Below are 16,306 nucleotides of genomic sequence, written 5' to 3'. Positions count from 1 at the left end.
TGCTGCGACGGTACTGGGAGGTAAGACCGTCAAAGTGCATCAGCTGTGTGCGATATGCTCCCCAATTAGGCACTTTTCAAGGCAGAGGTGGGCATGTCTGCCATGCGATCCGCGCATGCCGGGGTCAATAGTCCCAGCTTCTGGCCTTCGAAATGAGGAAATCCCGGAAAACGTGCAGCTTGGCGGCGTTCTTCATTTCCGCGGGATAGCAGAAATAGGTTTCGAAGGTCGGCAGATCGCCCTCGATCGGAAGCTGGATCAGCCCGGCATCGTTGCTCGCCATGTAGTCGGGCAGGGCGGCGATGCCCATGCCGAGAATCGTCGCGCGGCGGATCGAGGTCAGCGAATTGATCTGCAGGTGCGGCGAGCGCGGATTGTCCGGCGAACGGCCGGCGATCTCCAGCCAGTTCAGATACTGCAGATAGCTGGGCGCCGATTCGCCGAAGGTGATGATGCGGTGGTTGTCGAGCTCGTCGACCGACTGCGGTTCGCCGTACCGGTTGATGTAGGAGGGCGCGGCGTAGACGTGCAGATGCATGGTGAAGAGCTTGCGCTGGATGAGGTCCGGCTGCTGCGGCTGGCGAAGGCGCACCGCGCAGTCGGCATGGCGCATGTTCACGTCGAGTTCCTCGTTGTCGAGGACGAGCTGCACCTGCAGGTCGGGATAGAGCTGCATGAACTCCTGGATCTTGCCGGTAAGCCAGCCCTGGCCGAGGCCGACCGTCGTCGTCACCCGGAGCTTGCCGCTCGGCCGCTCGGTCGTTTCGGTAAGCTGCATCTTCACCGATTCGAGCTTGAGCAGGACCTCGTGCGCGGTGCGGTAGAGGAGTTCGCCCTGTTCGGTCAGGATCAGCCCGCGCGCGTGGCGGTGGAAGAGCTTGACGCCGACCTCCATTTCCAGCGCGCTGACCTGCCGGCTGATCGCCGATTGCGAAAGGTGCAGCATCTCCGCGGCGTGCGTGAAGGAGCCTGCTTCGGCTGCCGCGTGGAAAATGCGCAGCTTGTCCCAGTCCAGAGGCGGCATGCGTGTCCTCGATCCTCGGCCCGTTCCCCGGTGGGCCGCTTGTCATTCGGGAAGGGCCGGCCGCCTATTCCGCGGCTTCGGCCAGATGTCTGCGCGCCATGAGGAATTTTTCCGCTTCGAGGGCGGCCATGCAACCCATTCCCGCGGCGGTAACGGCCTGACGGTAGACGTCGTCGGTCACGTCGCCGGCCGCGAAGACGCCTGGCCGGTCGGTCGCCGTCGAATCGGGCGCCGTCCAGACATAGCCGCTTTCCTTCATCTTCACCTTGTCCTTGACGAGGTCGACCGACGGCGCGTGGCCGATGGCGACGAAGACGCCATGGGTCGCGTGTTCCGTGACCGTGCCGTCCACCGTGCTCTTCAGCCGGATTCCGGTCACCGAAGGGGGCAGGGGCGCCTTGCCCGGATCGCCGGTGATCTCCTCGACAACGCTGTTCCAGACGAACTTCACGTTCGGCCGATCGAACAGGCGCTCCTGCAGGACGCGCTCGGCGCGCAGATGGTCGCGGCGATGGACGAGCGTTACCGAGGCGGCGATATTGGACAGGTAGAGCGCTTCCTCGACCGCAGTGTTGCCGCCTCCGACGACGAAGACATCCTTGTTCTTGTAGAAGAAGCCGTCGCAGGTGGCGCAGGCCGACACGCCGAAGCCCATGAAGGTCCGCTCGCTTTCGAGCCCCAGCCATTTCGCCTTGGCACCGGTCGAAAGAATGAGCGAATCGCAGGTGTAGACGGCGCCGGAATCGGTCGTGAGACGGATCGGCGTCGCGTCTAGATTGATGTCCGTCACGATATCGCTGACGATCTCGGTGCCGACATTGACCGCCTGCTGGCGCATCTGTTCCATCATCCACGGGCCCTGGACCGGATCGGCGTAGCCCGGATAGTTTTCGACGTCCGTTGTGATCATCAACTGGCCGCCCTGTTCGAGGCCGGTGATGAGGATCGGTTCGAGCATGCCGCGCGCGGCGTAGACGGCAGCGGTGTAGCCGGCCGGGCCGGAACCGACGATGAGGACGGGAGCGTGACGCGTCGTCATGGTTGAATTCGATCCTTGCGCATTTCAAACGACGGACGTGGCGTAGCGGAGCTCACACGAGCAGGAGAGAAATCCATCCGAACCACGACCGCATGACCGGCCGGCGCGTGCCAAAGCGCGGCCAGTGCCATTCTATGGGACGGCGCGGCGAAGCTTTCAAGACGACGGTGTTGCTTGACCACAAGCGAACGGGAAAAAGCGAACCGGAAAACACCGGCATTTTCTGTCTCGCGAACGCAATTTCCTTGCTCTTGCCACGAGCTTCGACCAGATTTCGCGCGCAGCGGACACGAACCAGGGCAATCCATGGCACGCCGTATCGAGATCGACGCCATCGACATGAAGATCCTGCGCGAGCTTCAGAGCGAAGGGCGCATGACCAATGTCGAGCTTTCCGAACGCGTCGGCATTTCCGCGCCGCCCTGCCTGCGCCGCGTGCGCAAGCTTGAGGACGCGGGGGTCATCGAAGGCTATCGGGCGATGCTGAACGCGCCGGTTCTCGGCTACGACCTCGTGGCCTTTTGCCTCGTCGGGCTGGAACACCAATCGGATGCGAACCTGAAGGCCTTCGCCCGACGCACCGATGCCTGGCCACTGGTGCGCGAAGCATGGATGGTTTCCGGCGAAACTGACTTCCTCCTCCAGTGCGTCGCCGAAAACCTCACCCAGTTCCAGGATTTCGTCATCGAGGAACTGACGGCGAGCGAGAACGTCGAGACCGTGCGGACCATGCTCACCATCCGGCAGGTCAAGGACGCCGGGCTGGTGGAGTTCGGGTAGTTCGCCCGGACATGGGCATGCAACGGGGCAGGGAGGCACGATGAGGACGTTCGCCTATCCGATCAGCGGCCGCACGGCCGACGTATGGCAGCGCTCGCATTCGGAACGCGCGTTCTTCTGGGGCAAGTCCTTCTTCCCCAAGCGCGACCTTGCCGACCGGACGGAGGACGTCGAGTTGCGACCGGCCGGCGAACGCGCGCCGAAGCCGCTTTCGCGCGAGGATTTTCCCCTCGTCGTGCTCACCCACAACGACATGCGGTTCATGCCGGCGTTCTTCGCTCATTATCGCGCCATGGGCGTCACGCGCTTCATCTGCGTCGACGATGCTTCCGATGACGGCACGCGGGACTGTCTGCTCGTCGAGCCGGACGTCGATCTCTTCGAAAGCAACGTGCGATATGCGGATGCGGCGCGCGGCAAGATCTGGCGCGAACGGCTGCTTGCGCGCTACGGCCTCGACCGGTGGTACCTGATCGTCGATTCCGACGAGTTCTTCGTCTACGAAACGATCGGGCGCGAGCCGATCGCCGCCTATGTCCGACGGCTCGAACGGGGCGGTGTCAACCGTGTACCCGCGCCCATGCTCGACCTTTACCCGAAAGGCGACCTGGCGGCGGCGGCCTTCACCGGCAGGGACGGACGCATGCCGTGGGAGGTCGCGACCCATTTCGACGGTGGCGGATACGAGGCGATCGTCGCTGCGAACGCAATCAGCGTGCATGGCGGCGTTCGGCTGCGAAAGCTCGGTGCGCGGAGCCAGCTTATGAAATACCCGCTCATGCGCTGGGACCGATACTGCTCGCTGGCGCGAACCATCCATCGTCCGAGACCGGCACTCTACAATTTTCCGCCGGTGATGGCCGCGCTCCTGCACTTCAAGATTTTCTCCGATCTGCGCGAGCGCACGCAACGCGCCGTCCACGACGGGCAGCATTTCGATGGCGCTGCGGTGTACCGAGCCGTGCTCGATCGCCTCGATACGGAAACGGTAACGCATTTCGACTACGAGGGATCGATCGCCTATGGTGGCGTTGACGACCTTCTCGCGCGCGGGTTCATGATACCGCTGCCGACGGGGCGTTCCTCCAACGCATGAACCGACCGAGCCGATAATCGTGGATATCGATTTCGTCATTCCATGGGTCGATGGTGCCGATCCCGCGCATGCGGCCGAACGTCGGCGGTGGAGTCGCGAGGCCCATTCGAGTGCCGTGGAAGAGACGCGCTTCCACGACGACGGCGAAATCTACTACGCCATTGCCTCGATCCTCGCCTACGCCCCGTTCGTACGCCGTATTCATCTGGTGACCGACGCGCAGAAGCCGGCGTATCTCGATGCCTTCCAGGAGGCAGGTCTCTGTGCGCCGGACTTCATCCGTCTCGTTTCGCATCACACGATCTTCGACGGGCTGGACGCACTTCGACCGACCTTCAATCCGCGGCCGATCGAATCGGCCGTATGGCGCATACCCGGTCTCTCCGACCAGTTCGTCTACGCCAATGACGACATGTTCCTGAACGCACCGTCGAGCCCGCAAGCCTTTTTCCGCAGCAGCCGGCCGGTTCTTTACGGAACGATGTCGAAGCTACGGTCGAAGCAGCCCCGGGCGCGGCTTCGTGCCATGCTGGCTCGGCCCGACAAGCGGCCCGGCCACCGTCGCTCGCAGGAAAGGGCGGCCGAATTGCTCGGCCTTTCCGAAGCGTATCTCTTTGCCGAGCATCATCCCCATCCCCTCGATCGACGCCGGCTCGAGCGGTTTCATGCAGAACATCCGCAGGTTTTGAGCGAACAGGTGCGCTACCGGTTTCGCGATGCCGCGCAGTACAACTCGGTCGCGCTTTCCAACAATCTCGAGGTGATCGCAGGCGGTACCGTCGTCGAGCCGCCGCCTCCGCTCGCTTATCTGCGCCCGGGCATGCGCAGGGGCATCGACGCTTTTCTCGCGGCGATCGGAGAGCCGAGTGTGCCCTTCGGCTGCGTTCAGAGCCTCGACCGTTTTTCATCGACCATGCGTCGCGAAATCCATGAAGCACTGAGCGCAAAATTCGCCGCAACGCTGCCGGCGTCGATCATCTCGTTTCTTCTTCAAGACACTCGGTGACCGGACGGCTGGTGCTGCAGCCGTTCGTAGATCGCCGCCAGCGCCTGCGCTTCCTGCTCGAGCCGGAAATGCGCGCGTGCGCGTCGTGCGCCGGCGGATCCATATCGATGCGCCACGGCCGGGTCGTCGAGATAAGGACGGATGGCTTCGCGAAGGGCTTCGCCGTCACCGGCGGGAGCGACCGTGCCGGTCTTGCCGGGGTCGACGAGTTCGTCGTAGGCGCCGGCGTTCGAGGTGACGACGGCCGTGCCGGAAGCCATCGCCTCGAGTGGCGTCAGGCCGAAGCCTTCGTTGCGGGATGGCGCGACGAAGAGTGTCAGCGCGCGATACCAGGGTTTGATGTCGTCGATCTCACCGAGAAAGCGAATGCGCTCGGCAAGGCCCGCGGCGCGGATGCGCTCCTTCAGATCGGCCGCGAAGGCGCGGTGTTCCGGTGTCGCGCGACCGGTGATCTCGGCCTGCCAATCGGGATGGTCCGGGAGCAGCGCGATCATCGTGTCGACGAAGAGGTCGGTTCCCTTCTGCGGACGGATGCGGCCGGAACAGCCGATGCGATAGGGCTTTTCCGTCGAGAACGGTTCGCCGGGGTGGAAAGCCTCGGTATCGATGCCGTGGCGAATGACGCTGTGCTCGACCCGAAGGAAACCGCCCGAGCGCGCGCTCGTCGCGACGACGGCATCCATGCGGGCGATCATCCAGCGTGTCGTCGCCTTGTGATGGCGCTGCGCGGCCGACGTGAAGAGCAGACGGATCGGCATGCGCAGCACGTCGCGAAGCACGATGCCCGCCGCCATCTCGACGTTGCGCCGGGCGTGCCAGACGCGAAAGCGCTTTCCGTTCGGCCGGCGCCAGAGACCGGCGAGCTGGCGGATGCCGAGATGCGGCAGCGACGAGGGCAGGCCGGGACCGACGACCGCGATGCGCGTGCCGAGCCGGCGCTGGCACGGCACGAGCTGGACGACGGTCGACGTCACGCCCGAAAGCCGTCGCTTGAAGTGCGGAGCGACGATGTCGATGTCGGCGAGGTTTACCTTCGCCGGCACGGCCCCGCTCAGCTCCAGTTGACGTCGAGGATCTCGTAGGCCTTGGACCCGCCCGGCGCGACGACCTCGATCGAATCGCCGACCGTCTTTCCGATCATGGCGCGGGAAATCGGCGAGGAGATGGAGATACGGCCCTGCTTCACGTCGGCCTCCTGGTCGCCGACGATCTGGTAGGTCTTTTCTTCCTCGGTATCCTCGTCGACGAGCTTTACCGTGGCGCCGAACTTGATCGTGTCGCCGGACATCTTGCTGACGTCGATCACCTCGGCGCGGGCGATGTAGTCTTCCACCTCGGAAATACGCCCTTCGTTGTGGCTTTGGGCTTCTTTGGCGGCGTGATACTCCGCGTTCTCCGAAAGATCGCCGTGGGAGCGTGCCTCGGCGATCGCATCGATAATACGAGGGCGTTCTTCCTGCTGGCGCCAGCGCAGCTCTTCCTGCAACTTGGCGAAGCCGCCTTTGGTCATGGGCACCTTGTCTACCATGTCATCCCCTTTGCGGTCCTCGCGCCCCGGCGTGCTGCCGGGCGAAGACAAAAAGAAAACGGCCGCCGGCGGTTTCGCGCCGGCACCGTCCGTCGTCGGCCAAAGAATGTAAGGCATCCACGCGCTTTTTGTAAGGGCGGATCGGCTTTTCGTGAGCAAACCGACCATTATCTCTCGTGCACGTCCCGAGATTGCCCGCCATGCCGCCAAACGCTATGCCTCGGCGCTATGACGGGTACGATTCGCGACGACGACGAGAGGGTTCCGGCGCCACCGCGAGCAGTCCTGCCGCGCTGCGCGATCTCTATTGCAACGGGCGTCGTCGCCTGGTTCCTCACGTCCGATCCGGCTTCCGCGCATATCGTCACCGGTCCCATGGGCGGTTTCGCGAGCGGCTTCGAACATCCGCTTTCGGGCCCGGACCATCTGCTCGCCATGTTCGCCGTCGGCCTGTGGGGCGCGCAGATGGGCGGACGACAGGTCTGGATGCTGCCGGTAACCTTTCCTCTCATCATGTGCGTGGGCGGTGTGCTCGGCATCGCCGGCGTGGCCATGCCCGGCATCGAACTCGGCATCGCCTGTTCGATCATCGTGCTCGGCGCGGCGATCCTCGCCGAATGGAAGGCCCCCGAATGGCTGGCGCTCCTCATCGTCGCCTTCTTCGCCGTGTTCCATGGTTATGCCCATGGCGCGGAATTGCCGATGGCTGCCGATCCCGCCGCCTACGCGGTGGGGTTCGTCGTCGCCACGGGCATGATCCACGTCGTCGGCATCGCCGTCGGGCTTCTCTTCGGCCGGCTCTACGAAGGCAGGGTATCCCGCGCACTCGGCGGACTTATCGTGCTTGCCGGGCTTTACTATCTCGTCAACGCGGTGGCCTGAACTCATGCCCGTAAGCCGCTCGAAACGCCGAAGAAAATCGCCGACCGGCAACGCGGCGCAGCGTCGCGTCGGCGCCGCCGCGATGCCGACCTCCCGGCGTTCCGCTGCGAAACGCAGGTCCGTCTTCGCCGAGCGGATCCTCGCCGATGACGTGCATACGCTGACCCCGGCCATTCTGCTCTTCCTTTGCGCTCCGCTTCTGGTCCTTCTCTCGCAGGCGTTGCGCCACACCTATTCCTTCGGCGAACTCGGCTTTCTTCTGCCGTTCACGGTCTACGACGTCGCGCTCGCCACGCTCGGCCTCGGGGTGTTGTGCGCCGGCCTCGCCAGCATGCGGCGCTTCGCGATCGTCGTCACCGTGTTCTGCGGCACGCTCGTCGTCTGCCTGTTTCGCTTCGTCGAGGTCTGGCAGGCGTTCTTCCTGCCGCACGATCTCGATACGCAGGTCTATCTCGTCACGCCGATCGCCGTCGGGCTCACTGGCGTCGCCCTGTGGCTGCCGCAGCGTGTGCGCTTCCCGGCGGCACTCGTCCTCGCCGTGTTGCTCGGCGCCGACTACACGCTCTTCATCGGGCTGCAGGACTATTTCAACGATCTCGACACGTTCGGGATCGGCGCGCTCGCTGCCTGCGCATGGATCCTTGCGGCACCGGCATTTTTGCTGCGCCACTTCAAACGACCCTGGCTGACGATCGCCGGGCGCATTCTGGGAAGCTGGCTCGTGGCGATCGAACTCCTGATCTTCGCCTTCGCCAAGATCCCCATCACACCGCCGACGGGATGAGCGCGCGACCTCGCCAACGACGATTGACGCTGCCGAACCGTGCGCATGCGACCCCGGCGAGAGGATGGCTCAAATGACACGCGAACCGTCGACAGGCGACAGGGCCGGTACCACACGCGCGGCGCGCCTGTTCCTCGCCGCGAGCTTCGTGCTCGTCGCTTTCAACCTTCGTCCGGTCTTTTCGAGCGCTTCGGTGCTTCTGCCCGACATCATCGAAGGTACCGGGATTTCGGCTTTCGCCGCCGGCGTGCTGACGACCGCGCCGGTCGTGTGCCTCGGCCTTTTCGCGTTGCTCGCACCACGGCTTGCGGGCCGCTTCGGCGCCGAACGCACGCTTTTCGTCCTGCTGCTCCTGCTTGTCGTCGGCGTCGCGATGCGCGGGCTCGGCACAGTGCCGCTCTTTCTCGGTACTGCGATTGCCGGCGCCTGCATCGCCGTTGGCAACGTGCTGATGCCCGGCCTCGTCAAGCGCGACTTCTCCGACCACGCATCGCTGATGATGGGCCTCTATACGATGGCACTGACCCTCGGTGCCGCGGTCGCGGCAGGCGTTACCGTACCGTTGCAACGCGCCTTTTCCGGCTCATGGAAGGGGGCACTCGCGATATGGGCCCTGCCGGCCGTGATCGCGGCGCTCGTCTGGCTACCTCAGGTATTCGGCAACTCCAGTCGCGCGCGGCGGGCGACGCGTTCCGTCGAAGGGCTGTGGCGGGATCCGCTTGCCTGGCAGGTCACGCTCTTCATGGGCCTGCAGGCCTCGCTCGCCTATTCGGTGTTCGGCTGGCTGGCGACGATCCTGCGAACGCGTGGCATGGCCGCCGGGGATGCCGGCGCGCTCGTCTCCTTTTCCATCCTCGTGCAGGTCGTCTCGTGCATTGCTACGCCACTGGTCGCCGCGCGCTGCCGGGACGAACGACCGGTCAACACGGCACTGGCCCTCTTCGCGACGCTCGGGCTCGTCGGCTTCGTCTTCCTGCCGCTGTCGCTCGGATGGATATTGGCGATCCTGCAAGGGGCGGGGCAGGGCGGCCTCATCGCCATCGCGCTCACGATGATCGTGCGCCGGTCGCCGGACAGTCACGTCGCCGCTCATCTGTCGGGCATGGCGCAGTGCGTGGGCTACCTGCTGGCGTCCCTGGCTCCGCTCGCGATCGGCATCATCCGCGATCTCACCGGCGGCTTTACGGCCGCCGGTATCCTCTTTGCCTGCATCGGTACGGCGCTTCTCGCCTTCGGCCTCGGCGCGGGGCGGAACCTGCACGTCGGCGCGCGGGCGATCCCGGGCTGATCGCCCGGAAACCGCACGGCTCACATGGGCGGAGCGACGCCGTTGTTGCCGACCATGATCATCGACGCGGTGTCGTTACCGTTCATGCCGCTGGCGCTGACGAAGACCTTGTTGCCTTTCTTCAGATCGTCACGGGTGGCCTTGGCGATGGTGACGATCGGCGTATCCTTCGGAATGGAGATCGTCTTTTCCTGCCCGCCATTGTAGGTGAGCGTCACCTTGCGGCCGTCGACGTTCTTCACCGCATTGGCGACGGTCGCGTTCGTCATGCTCGAATCGTCGGTGAGGTCCCAGGAATAGCTGCCTTCGCCGGCACCCTTCATCGCGGCTGGAAAGATCAGCACCTCGACGGCGTCGCTGCCGCCGCCCTTGCCGGGGATCGAGGCGATACCGACGAAATCGCCTTTGCCGATGTCCGAAGCTTCGGCCTTCTTCAATCCGGCGACCTTCGTCTTGTCGTCGACGCCGACCTTCACCGTCTGCCCGTCTTTCGTCTCGACCTTCAGCGTGTTGTCGGAGTAATCGGTGATCGTGCCGCGGATATGCGTCTGCTTGGCGAGCGCCGGCTTGCTCGAACTCTGCGAAGCGTTGCCGTTCGCACTCATACCGGTATCGCTGCTCATGCCGGCAGCGTTTGCGCCGGATGCCATGCCGGCTGCAATCATGGCGCCAGCGGTGAGTATGGAAAGCCGTCGTGTCGATATCATTGGGTAATCTCCGGGAATTGCGGGATCGGCCACGCGCCGATCGCGCGCTGCGGCTCCCGTTTGGAACGATCGCTCAACGTTCTCGGCGCTTTGCCGTTCGCCTTATCCCGAAGAGATCCTATCCCGATTTCGTGAAGCGGCTGCCTCGCTGCCCCCAGAGTAGAAGGGCCAGCAGGTAGAATTTGCCGTTACTGCAGCTCGAAATACCCCTGCAGCGGCCGGACCTCCAGGTTGCCGCCCTTCAGCGCCTCGATCGCTTCGGAGGCGGCGAGCGCGCCGGCCATCGTCGTGTAGTAGGGCACCTTTTGGATTAGCGCCGCGCGGCGGAGCGACTTGGAGTCGGAGATCGCCTTGGCGCCGTCCGTCGTGTTGAAGATCAGCTGGACCTGGCGGTTGCGGATTGCGTCCTCGACGTGCGGATGGCCTTCGAGCACCTTGTTGATCTTCTGGGTCTCGACGCCTTGATCGGTCAGGTAGCGTGCGGTGCCGGCGGTCGCCATCACCGAAAAGCCTTGCTCCACGAGCCGGCGCACGGCCGGCAGAACGCGCTCCTTGTCGCTGTCGCGCACGGACACGAAGACCGAGCCGGCCCGCGGCAGGTCGACGCCGGCGCCGAGCTGAGCCTTGGCGAAGGCGAGCGCGTAGTCCGTGTCGATGCCCATCACCTCGCCGGTCGAGCGCATCTCCGGACCGAGCAGCGTGTCGACGCCGAGGAAGCGGGCGAAGGGGAAGACGGCTTCCTTCACCGCGATATGGCCGAGGGCCTTCGGATCCGGCCGGTGGCCGTAGGCCTTCATGACCGGATCCAGTGTCTCGCCTGCCATCACGCGCGCGGCGATCTTGGCGATCGGTGCGCCGATCGCCTTGGCAACGAAGGGGACGGTTCGCGAAGCACGTGGATTGACTTCCAGCACGTAGATCGTGCCGTCCTTGATGGCGAACTGCACGTTCATCAACCCGCCGACGGAAAGCCCGCGCGAGAGCGCAACGGCCTGGCGTTCGAGTTCCTGGCAGGTCTCGTGGCTGAGCGTATGAACGGGCAGGGAGCATGCCGAATCGCCGGAATGGATGCCGGCTTCCTCGATGTGCTCCATGATGCCGGCGACGTGGACGTCCGTGCCGTCGCAGATGCAGTCGACGTCGACCTCGATGGCGTTCGCAAGATAGCCGTCGAAAAGCAGCGGGTTCTTGCCAAGCAGCGTGTTGATCTGGCCCGTCTTGTCGTTCGGATAGCGCGCCTTGATCTCCTCGGGCACGAGTTCCGGCACGGTGCCGAGCAGGTAGTTGGAAAGCGCCGTCTCGTCGTGGATGATCTGCATCGCCCGTCCGCCGAGCACGTAGGAGGGCCGCACCACGAGCGGGAAGCCGAGCTCGCCGGCGACGAGCCGGGCCTGCTCGACGGAATAGGCGATGCCGTTCTTCGGCTGGCGAAGGTCGAGCTTCGTCAGCAGCCGCTGGAAACGGTCGCGGTCCTCGGCGAGGTCGATCATGTCCGGTGCCGTACCGAGGATCGGAATGCCGGCGGCTTCAAGCGCCTCGGCGAGCTTCAGCGGCGTCTGGCCGCCGAACTGCACGATAACGCCGTGAAGCGTGCCCTTTTCCTTCTCGACGCGCAGGATTTCGAGCACGTCCTCGGCCGTCAGCGGATCGAAGTAAAGCCGGTCGGAGGTGTCGTAGTCGGTCGACACCGTTTCCGGGTTGCAATTGATCATGATCGATTCGTAGCCCGCATCGTTCAGCGCGAAGCAGGCGTGGCAGCAGCAATAGTCGAACTCGATGCCCTGGCCGATGCGGTTCGGCCCGCCACCGAGGATGACGACCTTCTTGCGGTCCGAAACGTCGGCCTCGGAGCGCGTGGCTCCGGCGAACGGCACCTCGTAGGTGGAGTACATGTAGGCCGTCGGCGAAGCGAACTCGGCGGCGCAGGTGTCGATGCGCTTGTAGACGGGATGCACGTCGAGTTCGGTGCGCAGCTTCGCGACGTCGCGCTCGCGCATGTCGGCGAGGTAGGCGAGCCGGCTGTCGGAAAAGCCCATGCCTTTCAGCATGCGCAGGTTCTGCGCGTCCTTCGGCAGACCGTGCGCTTTAACGCGCGCTTCCATAGCGAGGATCGCCTCGATCTGCGCCAGAAACCACGGGTCAATGTGGCAGCCTTCGTGAACTTCCGCAGCACTCATGCCGAGGCGCATCGCCTGTGCTACCATGCGCAGGCGGTCCGGCGTCGGCGTACCGATCGCTGCGCGCAGCGCGTTGTGGTCATCGGACGGATCGCCGGAAAGGCCCGGCACCTCGATCTCGTCGAGGCCAGTGAGGTTCGTCTCCAACCCGCGCAGCGCCTTCTGCAGGCTTTCGGCGAAGGTGCGGCCGATCGCCATGACCTCGCCGACGGACTTCATCGAGGTCGTCAGCGTGCGCTCGGAGCCGGGGAACTTCTCAAAGGCGAAGCGCGGGATCTTGGTGACGACGTAGTCGATCGACGGCTCGAAGGCGGCCGGCGTCGCGCCACCGGTAATGTCGTTTTCCAGCTCGTCCAGCGTGTAGCCGACGGCGAGCTTGGCCGCGATCTTGGCGATCGGAAAGCCCGTCGCCTTGGATGCGAGCGCGGAGGAGCGCGACACGCGCGGGTTCATCTCGATGACGACGAGGCGGCCGGTATCCGGGTTCACGGCGAACTGCACGTTCGAGCCGCCGGTCTCCACGCCGATCTCGCGCAGCACCGCGATCGAGGCGCTGCGCATCAGCTGGTATTCCTTGTCCGTCAGCGTCAGGGCAGGGGCGACGGTGATCGAATCGCCCGTATGAACGCCCATCGGGTCGACGTTCTCGATGGAGCAGATGATGATGCAGTTGTCCGCGTGATCGCGGACGACCTCCATCTCGTACTCCTTCCAGCCGAGCACGGATTCCTCGATCAGCACTTCGGTGGTGGGGGAAGCGTCGAGGCCTCGCTCGACGATCTCGAAGAACTGCGAGCGATTGTAGGCGATGCCGCCGCCGGTGCCGCCGAGCGTGAAGGAGGGGCGGACGATCGCCGGCAAGCCAACCTCGTCGAGCGCCGTCGCCGCACGTCCCATGGCGTGGCTCATGTAGCGCTGCTTGCGCGTGACCTCGCCGAGGTTCCATTCGGTTTCGAGCGTATCGAGCGCGTCGTTCAGTTCGTCGCCGGAAAAGCGACCCTTGAGGTCGGCGCGCTTTTCCTCGTGCGCGGAACGGTCGGCATTCTTGATCTCCGTCGCGTTGACGAGAATGGAGGCCGGCGTCTCGAGCCCGATCTTGGCCATCGCCTCGCGGAAGAGGGCGCGGTCCTCCGCCTTGTCGATCGCCTCGGCGTTGGCGCCGATCATCTCGACGCCGTAGCGTTCGAGCACGCCCATGCGGCGCAGCGAGAGGGCGGTGTTGAGCGCAGTCTGTCCGCCCATCGTGGGAAGCAGCGCGTCGGGTCGCTCCTTGGCGATGATCTTGGCGACGACTTCGGGCGTGACCGGCTCGATATAGGTCGCGTCGGCCAGTTCCGGATCCGTCATGATGGTCGCCGGATTGGAATTGACCAGCACGATGCGAAAGCCTTCGGCCTTCAGCGCCTTGATCGCCTGCGTACCGGAATAATCGAACTCGCAAGCCTGGCCGATGATGATCGGTCCGGCTCCGATGACGAGGATCGACTGGATATCGGTACGTTTGGGCATGGCTCATCCATCGGGCAGGCTGCTCTGCTGTCGGTACGCGAGGCGTCGACCGGCGGCAAAGAGTTAGGGCTACGGGCTAGAAGCGCCTTATAGGCAAACCCGCGCCCGAACGGAACCCCGCACGAAAGGCGGCGACGCACGGAAATATCTGCTAGCCGGACCTCGTGGTTAACGCATCCCGGCGAATCACAAACCCGTGTAAAGGATTTAATTTTTCAAGTTCGTCATCATGCGGAAAAATTTTGGGCGGCCGCGGGAACACTGGACGGTCGGATGGGTTGTCTGGACGCGAAGGAACGCAAGTTCCGATAAAAGATCAAAAGGTAACCACGATGAAACGCACCACCGCACTGCTCGCCGCCGTCCTCATGGGCTCGACCATCGCGTCCTATCCGGCGTTCGCCCAGACCAACGACAACGCCATGACGAGCAGCGATGCCAGCACGATGTCGATGGCTGACGTCTCCACCAAGCTCGAGACGGCGAAGGCTGCCGACGTCCAGATCGCGTCCACGGCCGATATGGCAAACACCGACCATACGACCGGCTCGAGCTCGACGCCGCCGCTCAATACGACCGAGCAGGAGCAGCAGTCGCTTCAGGCAGCGATCATGAAGAACCAGGATCTGAGCCAGAAGCTCCAGGGCATGAACGTCGATGTTTCGAGCATCGCCGCCGCCAAGCTGGATGCCGCAACGGGCACGATCACGCTCTACACGAAGTGAGACCGGCTTCGGCAGGCGCGGCTTTACTTCGTCGTACCGGATGAATGCATCGACCGGGTTCGCTCCGCATGGCGCACCCGGTCGATCTCTCTTCAACTACCGATATTCGAGTTTCAGCCGGCGCACGACATGCTCGCCGGCTTTGTCGTATCTGGCCGGCATCCAAGCATCGCACCACCGCGATACGTTCGTGGCGTGCCCGATCTCTTGCCTTGCACCGAGACCCACTTCATAAGCCCGTTTCGTTCCGGCGGTTCGCTGGTGCTCCTTCCGGCTAGCTCGCGGACGAATTTTCCGCGGGCAGCCGGCATCCGTCGGTGGTCGAAGGGACGGCGATCATGGTCGAGTTCGAGACACAGCCGCAGGTCCGCCCGGACCAGAGCTGGCATTCGCATCTCGTCGCCACGGTCACGCTCGGCATTCCGCTCGCCGGTGCGCAACTCGCACAGATGGCGATCAACACGACCGATCTCCTGCTCCTCGGCCGGTTGAGCGCGAGCGACCTCGCCGCCGGCGTGCTCGCGACGCAGGTCTTCTTCATCGTCTATATCTTCGGTGCCGGCTTCACGAACGCCGTCATGCCGGTCGCGGCACATGCGCATGGGCGAGGGGACGCGACTTTGGTGCGCCGTTCCGTACGCATGGGCCTGTGGGTGGTCTTCATCTACAGTGCCGTCATGGTGGTGCCGCTGCACTTTACCGAGGCGCTCCTTCTTCTGGCCGGCCAGAAGCCGCAGATTGCAGCCCTTTCGGGCGACTACATGCGGATTGCGGAATGGGCACTGTTTCCGGGCCTCGGGGTCATGGCGTTGCGTGCGTTCTTCACGGCGATCGGCCGCGCACAGATCATTCTGTGGGCGATGATCGGCGGAACGCTTGCCAACCTCGTCGTCGGCTACGCCTTCATCTTCGGCGAGCTCGGCGCGCCGGCGCTCGGCATCCGGGGGGCGGCGGTCGGCTCGCTGGGAACCAACACCATCATCTTCGTCCTGCTCGCACTCGTCGCCGGAAAGGCGCGCGCCTACCGGGCCTATGCGCTCTTCACGCGCATGTGGCGGGCCGACTGGCCGGTCTTCGCCGAAGTGCTGCGCCTCGGCTTCCCGGTCGCAACGACGATCATCGCCGAAGTCGGCCTCTTCACGATGTCGTCGCTGATGATGGGCTGGCTCGGCACCGTTGCGCTCGCCGCCCACGGGATCGTGCTGCAGATCACCGCGATCGCCTTCATGGTTCCGCTTGGCCTTTCGCAGGCCGCGACGGTGCGCGTTGGCCAAGCGCACGGCAGCGGAGACCGACAGGCGCTGGCGCGGGCGGCCGGTGCCGTCGTCGCGCTCGGCGTCGTCGTCTCGCTTGCGGGTGCGGCACTCTTCTGGCTCGTGCCGAAATGGCTGATCGGCCTGTTCCTCGATGAGAACGATCCGTTGTCCGGGCGGGTGCTCGCGGCCGCGGTGCCGTTCCTTGCCGTCGCGGCCTGCTTCCAGCTTGCCGATTGCATGCAGGTATTGGGGGCTGGTCTGCTGCGCGGCCTGCGCGACACGCGCGTACCGATGATGCTGGCGCTTTTCAGCTACTGGATCGTCGGCATGCCGATGGCCTACATCCTCGCCTTCAAGCTCGATTACGGCGGCGTCGGTGTCTGGCTGGGTCTGGCCGGCGGTCTGGTGACCGCCGCCATCCTCGCGACGTGGCGTTTCCAGCACCGCGAGGCGCTCGGTCTCGTGTGATCGGGGTTAGCGCCAACCTTCCGCGGACAGGCTGGCT

14 protein-coding genes are annotated in these 16,306 nt (G+C 64.6%); 8 read left to right on the top strand and 6 right to left on the bottom strand.

Annotation, left to right across the window (positions count from 1 at the left end; genetic code table 11):
- Nucleotides 1-124: 124 nt before the first annotated feature.
- Together FJU11_RS04995 and trxB are read right to left on the bottom strand one after the other, a co-directional pair.
- Nucleotides 125-1,024: a LysR family transcriptional regulator gene (locus FJU11_RS04995; protein WP_141165928.1), complete on the bottom strand. Its 900-nt coding sequence runs from the start codon at nucleotides 1,022-1,024 to the stop codon at nucleotides 125-127.
- A 64-nt stretch (nucleotides 1,025-1,088) separates the two neighbouring features.
- A complete protein-coding gene (gene trxB / locus FJU11_RS04990) occupies nucleotides 1,089-2,063 on the bottom strand; it encodes a thioredoxin-disulfide reductase (RefSeq protein WP_141165927.1) in 975 nt (324 codons plus the stop codon).
- Nucleotides 2,064-2,369: 306 nt separating this feature from the next.
- Here trxB and FJU11_RS04985 point away from each other — a divergent pair, with 306 nt between their 5' ends.
- From FJU11_RS04985 to FJU11_RS04975, 3 genes are read left to right on the top strand one after another with little or no spacing between them, the layout of a single operon-like run.
- Nucleotides 2,370-2,843 (top strand): Lrp/AsnC family transcriptional regulator, encoded by a 474-nt coding sequence (locus FJU11_RS04985; RefSeq protein WP_141165926.1) that lies wholly within the window; start codon nucleotides 2,370-2,372, stop codon nucleotides 2,841-2,843.
- 40 nt (nucleotides 2,844-2,883) lie between these two features.
- Nucleotides 2,884-3,939 carry a glycosyltransferase family 2 protein gene (locus FJU11_RS04980; RefSeq protein ID WP_141165925.1) on the top strand — a complete coding sequence of 352 codons (1,056 nt, stop codon included), beginning with the start codon at nucleotides 2,884-2,886 and terminating at the stop codon, nucleotides 3,937-3,939.
- 19 nt (nucleotides 3,940-3,958) lie between these two features.
- Nucleotides 3,959-4,945, top strand: coding sequence for a Stealth CR1 domain-containing protein (locus FJU11_RS04975; RefSeq protein ID WP_181408048.1), 987 nt, complete (start codon nucleotides 3,959-3,961; stop codon nucleotides 4,943-4,945).
- On the opposite strand, the gene FJU11_RS04970 is transcribed toward FJU11_RS04975, so the two are convergent.
- Both FJU11_RS04970 and greA read right to left on the bottom strand, forming a co-directional pair.
- On the bottom strand, nucleotides 4,930-6,006 hold the full coding sequence (locus tag FJU11_RS04970) for a glycosyltransferase family 4 protein (RefSeq protein WP_141165923.1): 1,077 nt from the start codon (nucleotides 6,004-6,006) through the stop codon (nucleotides 4,930-4,932). The two genes, FJU11_RS04975 and FJU11_RS04970, sit on opposite strands and share 16 nt — an antisense overlap.
- Nucleotides 5,997-6,473 carry a transcription elongation factor GreA gene (greA, locus tag FJU11_RS04965; RefSeq protein ID WP_141166031.1) on the bottom strand — a complete coding sequence of 159 codons (477 nt, stop codon included), beginning with the start codon at nucleotides 6,471-6,473 and terminating at the stop codon, nucleotides 5,997-5,999. The genes FJU11_RS04970 and greA overlap by 10 nt, the downstream gene beginning before the upstream one ends.
- Nucleotides 6,474-6,701: 228 nt before the next feature.
- Here greA and FJU11_RS04960 point away from each other — a divergent pair, with 228 nt between their 5' ends.
- From FJU11_RS04960 to FJU11_RS04950, 3 genes are all read left to right on the top strand, one after another.
- On the top strand, nucleotides 6,702-7,355 hold the full coding sequence (locus tag FJU11_RS04960) for a HupE/UreJ family protein (RefSeq protein WP_141165922.1): 654 nt from the start codon (nucleotides 6,702-6,704) through the stop codon (nucleotides 7,353-7,355).
- A gap of 82 nt (nucleotides 7,356-7,437) precedes the next feature.
- Complete coding sequence (locus FJU11_RS04955; protein ID WP_141165921.1) at nucleotides 7,438-8,139, top strand: hypothetical protein; 702 nt, start codon at nucleotides 7,438-7,440, stop codon at nucleotides 8,137-8,139.
- Nucleotides 8,140-8,212: 73 nt separating this feature from the next.
- Nucleotides 8,213-9,427, top strand: a complete 1,215-nt coding sequence (locus tag FJU11_RS04950) for a CynX/NimT family MFS transporter (RefSeq protein ID WP_235890823.1) — start codon at nucleotides 8,213-8,215, stop codon at nucleotides 9,425-9,427.
- A gap of 20 nt (nucleotides 9,428-9,447) precedes the next feature.
- Here FJU11_RS04950 and FJU11_RS04945 read toward each other — a convergent pair whose 3' ends face one another.
- Nucleotides 9,448-10,092, bottom strand: coding sequence for a hypothetical protein (locus FJU11_RS04945; protein WP_407946665.1), 645 nt, complete (start codon nucleotides 10,090-10,092; stop codon nucleotides 9,448-9,450).
- 230 nt (nucleotides 10,093-10,322) lie between these two features.
- On the bottom strand, nucleotides 10,323-13,820 hold the full coding sequence (gene carB, locus FJU11_RS04940) for a carbamoyl-phosphate synthase large subunit (RefSeq protein ID WP_141165919.1): 3,498 nt from the start codon (nucleotides 13,818-13,820) through the stop codon (nucleotides 10,323-10,325).
- Between the two features lie 332 nt (nucleotides 13,821-14,152).
- On the opposite strand from carB, the gene FJU11_RS04935 reads away from it, so the two are divergent.
- Nucleotides 14,153-14,545 (top strand): hypothetical protein, encoded by a 393-nt coding sequence (locus FJU11_RS04935; RefSeq protein ID WP_141165918.1) that lies wholly within the window; start codon nucleotides 14,153-14,155, stop codon nucleotides 14,543-14,545.
- A gap of 338 nt (nucleotides 14,546-14,883) precedes the next feature.
- Entirely contained in the window at nucleotides 14,884-16,269 is a 1,386-nt protein-coding gene (locus tag FJU11_RS04930) for an MATE family efflux transporter (RefSeq protein WP_141165917.1), read from the top strand.
- The last annotated feature ends 37 nt before the right edge of the window (nucleotides 16,270-16,306 follow it).

Source organism: Pararhizobium mangrovi (assembly GCF_006516965.1).
In the GTDB taxonomy this organism is placed as follows: domain Bacteria; phylum Pseudomonadota; class Alphaproteobacteria; order Rhizobiales; family Rhizobiaceae; genus Pararhizobium_B; species Pararhizobium_B mangrovi.
The sequence above is the reverse complement of the archived record's forward strand: the minus strand, read 5'-3'. Positions and strand labels throughout refer to the sequence as shown.